Annotated in this window: 9 protein-coding genes; 5 read left to right on the forward strand and 4 right to left on the reverse strand. The window is 62.1% G+C overall.

Annotation, left to right across the window (positions count from 1 at the left end; all coding sequences use genetic code 11):
- Window positions 1-138 precede the first annotated feature (138 nt).
- Genes JNL55_RS35265 through JNL55_RS35285 form a run of 5 tightly spaced genes read left to right on the forward strand, consistent with a single transcriptional unit; the run spans window position 139 to window position 4,984 of the window.
- The gene (locus JNL55_RS35265) at window positions 139-636 is read left to right on the forward strand and encodes a VOC family protein (RefSeq protein ID WP_293866059.1); all 498 of its coding nucleotides are present in this window, start codon (window positions 139-141) and stop codon (window positions 634-636) included.
- Window positions 637-646: 10 nt separating this feature from the next.
- Entirely contained in the window at window positions 647-1,111 is a 465-nt protein-coding gene (locus tag JNL55_RS35270) for a VOC family protein (protein WP_293866062.1), read from the forward strand.
- A gap of 41 nt (window positions 1,112-1,152) precedes the next feature.
- Complete coding sequence (locus JNL55_RS35275) at window positions 1,153-3,540, forward strand: membrane-bound PQQ-dependent dehydrogenase, glucose/quinate/shikimate family (protein WP_293866065.1); 2,388 nt, start codon at window positions 1,153-1,155, stop codon at window positions 3,538-3,540.
- A gap of 18 nt (window positions 3,541-3,558) precedes the next feature.
- On the forward strand, window positions 3,559-3,927 hold the full coding sequence (locus JNL55_RS35280) for a DUF4286 family protein (protein WP_293866068.1): 369 nt from the start codon (window positions 3,559-3,561) through the stop codon (window positions 3,925-3,927).
- 19 nt (window positions 3,928-3,946) lie between these two features.
- Entirely contained in the window at window positions 3,947-4,984 is a 1,038-nt protein-coding gene (locus JNL55_RS35285; protein WP_293866071.1) for an aldo/keto reductase, read from the forward strand.
- On the opposite strand, the gene JNL55_RS35290 is transcribed toward JNL55_RS35285, so the two are convergent.
- The 4 genes from JNL55_RS35290 to JNL55_RS35305 form a co-directional block, all read right to left on the reverse strand.
- On the reverse strand, window positions 4,944-5,870 hold the full coding sequence (locus JNL55_RS35290) for an acyl-CoA dehydrogenase family protein (RefSeq protein WP_293866074.1): 927 nt from the start codon (window positions 5,868-5,870) through the stop codon (window positions 4,944-4,946). The two genes, JNL55_RS35285 and JNL55_RS35290, sit on opposite strands and share 41 nt — an antisense overlap.
- Entirely contained in the window at window positions 5,870-7,006 is a 1,137-nt protein-coding gene (locus JNL55_RS35295) for an acyl-CoA dehydrogenase family protein (protein ID WP_293866077.1), read from the reverse strand. Before JNL55_RS35295 ends, JNL55_RS35290 begins: the two co-directional genes overlap by 1 nt.
- Before the next feature lie 3 nt (window positions 7,007-7,009).
- On the reverse strand, window positions 7,010-7,810 hold the full coding sequence (locus JNL55_RS35300) for an SDR family NAD(P)-dependent oxidoreductase (protein WP_293866079.1): 801 nt from the start codon (window positions 7,808-7,810) through the stop codon (window positions 7,010-7,012).
- A 124-nt stretch (window positions 7,811-7,934) separates the two neighbouring features.
- Window positions 7,935-8,947, reverse strand: a 1,013-nt coding sequence (locus JNL55_RS35305; protein ID WP_293866082.1) for an acyl-CoA dehydrogenase family protein, incomplete at its 5' end; no start/stop codon positions are given.

The following is an 8,947-nucleotide window of genomic DNA, read 5'->3' on the forward strand; positions in this document are numbered from 1 at the left end:
CTGACCGACGAACATTACTTCGGCAACGTGTTGGCGCAGACTGGCCCGGCGGGCTATCTCGCCTCGCCGGCGGAAGGCCGCACCTGGGGCGTGGAGTTCGGTTATCGGTTCTGATCGGCTGACTGGGGGGAGAGCTCAATGATCCGTGGCATTCATCACTTTACGGTCCATGTGCGGGACCTCGAGCGTATGAAACAGTTCTACATCGACGCGTTCGGCTTCGTCGATCCCGGCTTCGCGGGCGGCTGGCAGGACAATGCACAGATCGATGAGATCGTCGACGTGCCGGGTTCGGCGGCGCGCAGTTGCATGCTGATCGCTGGCAACTGCTATCTCGAGCTGTTTCAGTACAGCGCACCGAAGCCCGACGATTCGATGCGGCCACGAACTCCGTATGAGCATGGCTACACCCATTTCTGTGTGGATGTGACCGACATCGAGATGGAGGTGGAGCGCTTGAGCACGCTGGGCATGCGCTTCGACCGCCCACATGGCCGGGGCAAGCCGGTCGATGTGGGCATCGTCAAAGCCATCTATGGTCAGGATCCGGAAGGCAACCTGATCGAAATCCAGGAGACGTTGCCGGGCTGCACTTTCGAAGCGAGCCGTCTGCCCAAAGCCAGCATCGCGAGCTGACGGAGTTACGATGAGTCAGGACTTTCTGCAACTGTGCTACGTGACGAATGACTTTGACCGCGCCATCGCAGAGCTCAGAGCAGCGCATGACCTGGGGCCGTTCAAAGAGCTGCGCGATCATCGCGTGCCGTTCAGCGCCACGCAGACAGCCGTCGGTCATTTCGGCTTGGCGTTCAAGGCCGACACTCAGTTCGAAGTGATCGAGCCGTTGTCCGGCGATGTCGATATCTATCGCAGCGTGCTGACCGGTTCTGAATTTCAGATGCGGTTTCATCACACCGGTCGTCACATCGCGTCGTTGGACAAATATCGAGCTGCGCTCGCGCAACTGAAGGCTCGCTGGCCGGTGCCCATCGACATGGAAGGCTTCGGTGGCTACTACGCGTACGTGGATGCACGCCCGTTGTATGGCCACTATCTGGAGCTGCTGTGTTTCCCGCAAGCGTCGGTGGCCACCGAAGTACCTCGCTACTGAGCGATCGCGGCAGTCGCGCCGAGATCGCCTGCGTGTTCTAAATGACGGAGGCGTCGACTTCCTTGCGTGCGATGGTGCTATTGCGCGTGTGCGCGTGCTTGGTCGTGATGCTTGCAGTGGCACTGATTTTCGGTGGCGCCCAGCTGTGGCAGCTGGGCGGCTCCGCGTACTACTTCATCACAGGCGTGAGCTTGTTCGCTGCCGGCGTGCTGCTCTGGTGTCGTCGCGAACTTGGCGTGTTGCTCACGGCAGCGACGGTGCTCGGCACGGTTGTGTGGGGTGTGTGGGAAGTCGGGCTCGATGGTTGGGCGTTGTTGCCCAGAGTGGCTTTGCTACTGGTGCTCGGCGCCGTCGTTTGTTTTTCGCCGATACGCGATGCTCTCATCTCGCCCGTGCGGCGGCGCTCGTGGCTGGCGACCCTCGTCCCAGTCGTGGCCGCTATTGGCGTCGGCGCACTGTTACATCACTTCACGAGCGATCTGCCCGCCGACCCGATGTATGCGATGGGTACGGCGCACTGGTCGGGCACGCCACGGCCGGTCGAGACGACTCCATCGGGTGACTGGCTTCATTACGGCAACGATCAGGGCGGCACGCGTTTCAGTGCGCTCAGCCAGATCGATCCGGGCAACGTGGCCGAGCTCGAGCTGCTGTGGACCGCGCGTCTGGGCCCCACCGACAGCATGCAAGTCACGCCGCTCAAGATCGATGACACGCTGTATGTCTGCAATTCGAACAACGATGTGGCTGCGTTGGACGCTGAGACTGGCCAACAGAAGTGGCGTTTCGCCGCGGGCGTCGATCGAAACAAGGCGCCGCATCGAGCTTGTCGCGGGGTTGCTTATTATCGCGTGCCCGAGCGCACCGGCACCTGTGCGGAGCGCATCTACACCAACACGCTCGATGCTCGGTTGATTGCGATCGACGCACGTGATGGTCGACGTTGTCAGGACTTCGGCACGAACGGCGAGATCTCACTGCGCAAAGGTATGGGGGAGGTGGAGGACGGCTACTACTACGTCACTTCGGCACCAACGTTGGTCAGCGGGAAATTAGTCATCGGTGGCTGGATCGCCGACAACCAATACTGGGGCGAGCCTGCGGGTGTAGTGCGTGCGTTCGATGCCGTGACCGGTGCATTCGTGTGGGCATTCGATATGGGCCGGCCAGATCGACAGAGTGAACCACCCGAGGGCGAGACATATACGCCCGCCACGCCGAACGCGTGGGCGCCGATGAGTGCGGATGAGTCGCTCGATTTGGTGTTCGTGGCCACTGGCAATGCCACACCGGATTATTTCGGCGGATACCGGCGCGAGTTTGACGATGCCTATTCGAGCGCGGTAGTCGCCATCGAAGCGTCGACTGGCCGCGTGCGTTGGGCGTTTCAAACGGTCCACCACGATTTGTGGGACTACGACGTCGCCTCGCAGCCGACCTTGGTCGACTACCCAACTGCCAACGGCAGCGTGCCGGCGGTGATTCAAACCACTAAACGCGGCGAACTGTTCGTGTTGAATCGCGAGACGGGCGAACCAGTGGTGCCGGTCGAGGAACGCCCGGTGCCGCAAACTGGCGGTGTGCCGGAAGATCGCGTGCATCCGACACAACCATTCACGGTCGGTCTGCCGTCGTTTCGCGGCCCGGTGCTGGATGAGCGTGACATGTGGGGCATCACGCCGCTCGATCAGTTGTGGTGTCGAATCAAGTTTCGCGAGGCGCACTATGAAGGACACTTCACGCCACCGGGGCTGGTACCGACCATTAGCACCCCGGGTTACATGGGCGGGTCCAACTGGGGCGGTGTGTCCGTCGATGTGAGTCGCAGTGTGTTGGTGTTGAACACCAATCATGTTTTCAATTATCTGAGTCTGTTGCCACGAGCGCAGGCGGATGCGCTGGGGCTCAAGCCGTTTAGTTCTGATCAAGCGGGTAGTAGTCACGTGGGCGGATTGACGCCCGGCGCGCGGACGCCCTATGGCGGTCAGTCCGGGCCGTTCTTTTCTCCATTGGTCGCACCATGCAATCGTCCGCCGTATGGGCGACTCAGTGCTGTCGATTTGACGACTGGGAAACTGCTGTGGACTCAGCCGTTGGGCACGGCGAGTGAAAGTGGTCCGTTGGGATTGCGGTCGTTGTTGCCGCTGCCGTTGGGAACGCCGAACAGCGGCGGCTCGCTGGTCACTCAGAGTGGGTTGACGTTCATTGCTGCGGCTCAGGATCGTTATTTGCGCGCGTTCGAGACGGTGAGCGGCAAGTTGTTGTGGCAAACGCAACTGCCCGCGGCCGGCATGGCGACGCCCATGACCTATCTTTCTCCGAGCAGCGGCCGGCAGATCGTCGTGATTGCGGCGGGCGGCCATCCCTACATTCCGACGGCGCGCGGTGACTATATCGTCGCGTTCGCTCGACCCGCTGGGTCGAAGTAATTCATCGAGGACGACAGCATGCGTAAGTACACCTGGGCCGTTCTGACCAACTGCGATCCGGCGCACGAGCAAGAGTTCAATGAGTGGTACGACACCGTTCATTTGCAGGACCTGCTGCGGATTCCTGGCATCGTGTCTGCAGGCCGCTGCAAAGTGGCGGATACGCAGATGACGATGACGGAGACCGGGCTGTCGTTGTGTGGGCCGGCAGCGCTTGGCCTGAAGTATCGATACATCGCGTACTACAACATCGAGACCGATGACATCGCGGCGGTGCTGAAGGAAGTCATCGCACGCTCGAACACGCCGCAGATGGTGATCTCACCGTACTTGACCGAAGCCTTCACCGTGATGTGCGAACGGCCGGCGTCGGATGTGATGGCCTGAAGCCTTCAAGGAGCAAGTCATGACGGACTCGGCAACGACTACGCAGCGCTCACTTGCGGAGCGTCCCCTCGGCCGCAGCGGCTTGAAGGTGACGGTGGCTAGCCTCGGGGCGGGCGGGCTCGGCAATTTCTTTCGTCGCATTACCAATGCCGACGCTGCCGGCTTGGTCGACACCGCGTGGCGGGCGGGCATTCGTTACTTCGACACCGCACCGTTCTATGGCCGGGGCCGCAGCGAGCGTCGCTTGGGTTCGTACCTCGGTGATCATCCCCGTGAGGATTTCGTGTTATCGACGAAAGTCGGTCGATTGATGGTGCCTGCGCCCGGCGGGGCGCAAGAGGATGGCATCTTCTACGACCCGGCGCCGTTCGATTCCGTCTATGACTACAGCTACGACGGCGTCATGCGCTCCCATGAAATGAGCTTGCAGCGCTTGGGACTCAGTCGCATCGACGTCTTGTTGGTTCACGACATCGGTGTGTTCTTGCATGGTGCTGACGCGACTCGTCAGTTGAACGTGTTCAAGAACGGCGGCCTCAAGGCGCTGGAAGAATTACGCAGCAGTGGCGCGATCCGCGCGTACGGGCTGGGTGTCAACGAAGTCGCGGCGTGTTTGGAGTGTCTGGATTACGGCAACCCGGACGCCTTCTTGCTTGCAGGCCGATTCACGTTGCTCGAACAAGACGCCGTGAAGCCGCTGCTCGAACGCTGCACTAAGCAGGGAGCCTCGATCATTGTCGGTGGCGTGTTCAACTCCGGCATCCTGGCGACGGGAGACACGCCGGACGCACGGTACAACTATGGGCCAGCAACGAAAGAGGTGCGGCAGAAGGTTCGGCAGCTCCAAGCAGTCTGCGAGCGCTATGAAATTCCACTGAGTGCCGCCGCGCTGCAGTTTCCGCTGTCGTCGCCGGCCGTTGCTTCGGTGTTGCTGGGCGCCGGCACGAGTTCGAGCCTCACGCGTTGCATGGAAGGGCTGCGGACGGAGATCCCGAAGGATTTCTGGCAGGACCTGGTCACGGAGCAGTTGCTGGCGCCGGAGATGATGCCGTCGTAGACGCCGCGGCTCGGGCTTGGCCGCCGCGTCCACCCAGCAGGGACAGCAGCGACTTCAGTCGATACGTCCATAGATGTAACGGATGCTCGAGCGTCATGCCCATCGCGCCAAACATCTGGTGCAAGTCATAGACGATCCGTGTCGCGCTGTCCTGTGCATGAAACGCCGCCAGCGCGGCATCGCTGTCGTCAGCGGTGCTGGCGGCCTGGAAGGCGAGCCACCGAACGCCGCCGGCCAGCACGGCGCACTCGGCTAGCCGATGCCGGAGCGCCTGAAACGCGCCGAGCGGGCGACCGAATTGTTTCCGTAAACTCAAATGCTCGACCGTCGATGCGATCGCCGCATGCAACAACCCCGACGTTTCCGCAGCAAGCGCAATCCGCGACCACTTGAGCACATTCGCAGCTTCAGTGTCTGATAGTGCCACCGTCGTCACAGCACCCTTCAACCGTGCCATCGGATAAGCGAACAAAGAATCAACCGACTCAACGTGTACCGGATCGAGTTGCGCGATGCCGACACTGTGCTCATCAATGATGAGCACGGTCTTGGCACTAGCCAGAAAGCGCGACGGGCGGCCACGCTCGACAATCGCGAGCGGGCGAGGCCAGTCGCCATGCAACTGCGGACGCAGCAGCATGGACAACGCGAACTCGGCGGTGAAAGGCAGTCGAGCCAGGCGTTCGACAGCAATGGCCGCGCTCAGCGGCCCGAACTCCGGAATCAACGCAATATCAAAAAACTCCGCTTCCAATAGCGCCTGCTCGAGCGCATCGCTCAGCAACGCGAAGCCGTGAAACTCGGTGGGCTTGCTACTGAACGCCGCCGCCAGGCGTTCGACGGCACCATCCAGCGCCGCCTGATCCGGGTTGAGCGTGAAATCCATCAGCGAGGCTCCCGCGGCAATCCGAGCAGCTCGGAGGCGATGAGGTTCAGTTGAATTTCCGCGGCACCTGAGGCGATGCCGGCGACCACCGCGCGTTGGTGATGAGCTTGCAGCAGCGGATCGCCACCTGCCAACGCTTCGGGCAGATGCTCGACCACGAACTCGGCGACGTATCGTTCAGCGAGCACCGTCGCGTAGCGGGCCGCGCTGGCCTCAGGTCCCGGCGGATGACCGTGTCGTCGTTGGTCGACGATGTGATAGCTATACAGTCGCGCCGCTTCGCAGGCAGCGCGCGCACGAGTCGCTTGTTCGCTGGCAGATTCGAACAACCGCCCAGCACGTCGCAGTCGATCGACCGCACGCGTCAACATCCTCGCAGCGAGTGCGAATCGGGGAATGCCGACGCGCTCCAAAGACAACGCGGTACGCACGATCTGCCACGCTTGTCCTTCTTCACCGAGCAGGGCATTGCTGGGAACTTCGACGTTGTCGAAGAACACCTCGTGGATGTCGCCCGCGCCGATCAAGCTTGGAATCTCACGAACGATGATGCCTGGCGTGGTCATCGGCACCAGAAAGATCGAAATGCCATCACGACCCGCGCCGGTACGGGCGAGTAGGAAACACGTCTCTGCGTGCGACGCGTAGGACGTCCAGATCTTCTGCCCGTTGATCCGATACCTGGTACCGATCTTCTCCGCTCGGGTGCGTAACGACGCGAGATCGGAGCCGGCTTCGGGCTCCGAGAATCCCTGGCACCATAAGGTGGTGCCGCGAGCCATCGGCGGAATGTATCGTTCTTGTTGCTGCTCCGAGCCGAAGCGCATCAGCGTCGGGCCGATCCAGTTGACGTTCATATATTGACCACCACGCGGCTCGCCGGCGGCCCACATCTCTTCGGCCAGGATGAACGCCGTCCAAGGATCCGCATCCGCGCCACCCCAGCGCGTCGGCCAATGAGGCACCAGCAGGCCGTACTCAGCCAGGCGCCCGCAGAATTTGACGGCGAAGTGGCTTTGCGTTTCCGACGCCGGGCCATGCGCTTGGGTTTCCCAATCTGCGGGCAAATGTTCGGCAACGAACGACCGCACCTTGTTACGAAAAGCGAGCTGCTCGGCGTTCCACTGGAAATCCATGGCTCAGGTGCTCTGCACGCGAGCGGCGAGCAGCGCCTCGCGGCTGAGATACTTGGTTGTGGTCCAGCCGCCATCGAGCGCGATGGTCTGTCCGGTGATGTAGCTGCCTTCCTCCGAGGCGAGAAAGAAAATGGCGTTGGCCACGTCTTGCACGGTGCCTTCGCGATTCAGTGGCGTCATTTCCTGATTCAAGCGCTGAAACGGCGCGGCGTCCCAGTAGTCCTTGGTCATGTCTGTTTTGATGACGCCTGGCGCCACCAGATTGGCGCGGATGCCATTGACACCATATTGGGCGGCCAGGGTTTGCGTCAGACCAACGAGGCCGGCCTTCACGGCGCAGTAAATTCCGCCATCCAATCCGCCGAGCAGGCCGAACGTCGAGCCGACGTTGATGATGCTGCCCGAGGTCATGCGAGGTACGGCTGCACGACAGAAGCGAAACGGTGCCTTCAGACTGGTGTCGATGACTTCATCGAGCGTCGCGTCGTCGGTGGCATGCACCGGCGCCCACTTGCCGGAGCCCGCATTGTTGACCAGGCAGTCGAGGCGACCGAAGGCTGACATCGCGAGTGAGGCCGCGCGCTCGGCTGTATCCGTCGCTGTCACATCTGCAGCGAGCGTGCGTATTTCAGTCAGCGGCGACAGGTCCGCGGCGAGTTGATCCAGCCGCGATTGGCGACGCGCGACCGCGACGATTCGATAGCCTCCCCGAGCGAAACGACGGGCGATGGCTTCGCCGATGCCGGCGCTGGCGCCAGTGATCAATGCCACGGGGGCAGAGGAGGACAGAGTGGGAGTGTTCATAGCGTGCGTAGCGCCCAAGGAGGGACGCTGGAATGGTAGCGACGCGCTCGACGCTTGCATCGTCCAGTGCCGTTCGAGTCAATGCGGGTGGCGTCTACAGTCTGTCGTGTGCTACCGGGTGCGGTTATCGCGGCCCGCGCGGCAGGCCCAGGACACGCTCAGCGATGATGTTGCGCTGGATCTCGGCGGTGCCGCCGGCGATGGTTTCGGAGAACGCGTCGAGATAGTCGTGTCCCCAGCCGTGCATGCCGACCACCTCGGGCGCATCGAGGCCGTACAAATCGATCGCGGCGGCCGTGACGCGTTGAGCAAACTCCGCGAAGCTCAGGCGCACGATCGAACCGCCGGCATCCGGTACGGAGTGTTCTGCATCCAGCGCGAATCGATAAGTCATGGCGCGAATGGACTGACCTTCGGCGCGCAGCCGAGCGATTCGTTGTTTCATGAACGGTCGTTGCTCGGGGCAGGCGGCCAGCAATGTTTCTACCTGCAGCGTCAGCCCGATCAGCAACGCGAGCGCCGCTGTGCCGCGCTCGAAGCCGAGCGTCGACATGGCAGTGGCCCAGCCGTTGTTGAGACCGCCGACCACGTTGGCGAGCGGTATTCGAACGTCGTCGTAGAAGACCTCGCAGTACTTGCGTGGCCCCGCCAGGGTGCGGATGGGGCGTACCGTGATGCCGGGTGTGTTCATGGGACAAATCACCCATGACAGTGCCGCCGAGGTCTTGGCGTCGGGATCGGTCCGGACCAGCAGTTCCTGAAAATCGGCGATGTCGGCGAAGCTCGACCAGATCTTGTGGCCGTTGATGACCAACTGGTCGCCTTCGATGCGGCCGCGAGTTTTGAGGCTGGCCAGATCGGAGCCGGCGTTGGCTTCGGAGAACCCCTGACACCAGATCACTTCGCCCGACAGAATCTTCGGTAGGTGTTGGTGCTTTTGCGGCTCAGAGCCGCAGGCGATCAGAGTTGGGCCGGCGTGGTTGAGGCCGACGAACGAGGCATTCAGCGGCGAGGGGGCACGGGCACGGGCATATTCCTCGAACCAGATGATTTGCTCGAGCACCGATAGACCGCGGCCGCCCACGTCCTGCGGCCAGGAAATTCCCACCCAGCCACCGTCGGCCTGACGGCGCTGCC

Source organism: Steroidobacter sp., assembly GCF_016790065.1.
In the GTDB taxonomy this organism is placed as follows: Bacteria; Pseudomonadota; Gammaproteobacteria; order Steroidobacterales; family Steroidobacteraceae; genus Steroidobacter.

Bases quoted from the DNA above. Each gene is read 5' to 3' on its own strand.
- JNL55_RS35265 (WP_293866059.1), top strand. From the start codon at position 139: ATGATCCGTGGCATTCATCACTTTACGGTCCATGTGCGGGACCTCGAG.
- JNL55_RS35270 (WP_293866062.1), top strand. From the start codon at position 647: ATGAGTCAGGACTTTCTGCAACTGTGCTACGTGACGAATGACTTTGAC.
- JNL55_RS35275 (WP_293866065.1), top strand. From the start codon at position 1,153: ATGACGGAGGCGTCGACTTCCTTGCGTGCGATGGTGCTATTGCGCGTG.
- JNL55_RS35280 (WP_293866068.1), top strand. From the start codon at position 3,559: ATGCGTAAGTACACCTGGGCCGTTCTGACCAACTGCGATCCGGCGCAC.
- JNL55_RS35285 (WP_293866071.1), top strand. From the start codon at position 3,947: ATGACGGACTCGGCAACGACTACGCAGCGCTCACTTGCGGAGCGTCCC.
- JNL55_RS35290 (WP_293866074.1), bottom strand. From the start codon at position 5,870: ATGGATTTCACGCTCAACCCGGATCAGGCGGCGCTGGATGGTGCCGTC.
- JNL55_RS35295 (WP_293866077.1), bottom strand. From the start codon at position 7,006: ATGGATTTCCAGTGGAACGCCGAGCAGCTCGCTTTTCGTAACAAGGTG.
- JNL55_RS35300 (WP_293866079.1), bottom strand. From the start codon at position 7,810: ATGAACACTCCCACTCTGTCCTCCTCTGCCCCCGTGGCATTGATCACT.